The sequence below is a fragment of the Roseateles sp. genome (assembly GCF_049240545.1).
Classification (GTDB): domain Bacteria; phylum Pseudomonadota; class Gammaproteobacteria; order Burkholderiales; family Burkholderiaceae_C; genus Paucibacter_A.
Genome location: NZ_JBMLSK010000257.1, coordinates 1 through 1,090, shown reverse-complemented (window position 1 = coordinate 1,090; position 1,090 = coordinate 1). Strand labels below are relative to the sequence as shown.

Genomic DNA, 1,090 nt, shown 5'->3' with positions numbered 1-1,090 from the left:
GCCACGACAAGCCTCCTGCAGAGCTGGTGCTGGACATCGACGCCTCGGACGTGCCGCTGCACGGCGCGCAGGAGCTGGGTGCCTTCCACGCCTACTACGACCACCACTGCTACCTGCCGCTGTACGTGTTCTGCGGCCAAGCGATGCTGGCCTGCGTGCTGCGGCCGAGCAAGATCGACGGCGCACGGCATGCGGCTGCGGTGATCAAGCTGCTCGTTGCCCGGCTGCGCCAGGCGTGGCCGGCCACGCGGTTCATCGTGCGAGCGGACTCGGGGTTCTGTCGCCGTCGGCTGCTGCAGTGGTGCGAGCGCTCGGGCGTGGGCTACATCATCGGACTGGCCCGCAACGCGCGGCTGCACGCGGCGGTGGAGGTGGCCGAAGCGGCGCTGGCCGACGCCTACGAGGCCAACGGCACCAAGCAGCGTCTGATCGGCGAGTTCAGCTACGCCGCCCAGAGCTGGCCCCATGAGCGGCGCGTGATCACGCGGCTGGAGTACGGCGACCAGGGCACCAACCCGCGCTTCGTCGTGACCAACCTTGAAGGTGAGCCCCAAGCGCTGTACGACGGCCTGTACTGCCAGCGCGGCGAGGCGGAGAACCGCATCAAGGAAGCGCAGCTGGACCTGTTCGGCACGCGGGCGAGCTGCTCGCGCTTCATCGCCAACCAGTTCCGGCTGCTGCTGGCGGCGCTGGCCTACACGCTGATGCAGCGGCTGCGCGCGCTGGCGCTGCAGGGTACGGAGCTGGAGCGCGCCAGCGCAGCCACCATCCGCGTGCGGTTGCTGAAGATCGGCGCGGCGATCCTGCGCAACACGCGTCGCGTGCGGGTGATGCTGGCCAGCCACCATCCGCTGCGAGCGCTGTTCGCCGCCGCAGCCGGCAGGATGGCTGCGCTGGGTCCGTAGCAGCTCATCCAGTGCCTGGCCCGCGCGTTGACACCAACAAGGCCCGCATCCCAAGCCGGGGAGGGGCCAATCACGCTCGCACGGCACCGATCGCTGCACCAACACGCATGAACCACGGCCCGCTCAGCCGCATCAGCGACAGCAGGACATCGCACGGCCTCAAAAACTCATCCAGTGCGGGGCTG

Annotated in this window: 1 protein-coding gene; it reads left to right on the top strand. The window is 69.4% G+C overall.

The features are described 5' to 3' along the window. A partial coding sequence (locus ACOVRJ_RS16965) for an IS1380 family transposase (protein ID WP_422045014.1) occupies positions 1-905 on the top strand: 905 nt, incomplete at its 5' end. Positions 906-1,090: the final 185 nt, after the last annotated feature.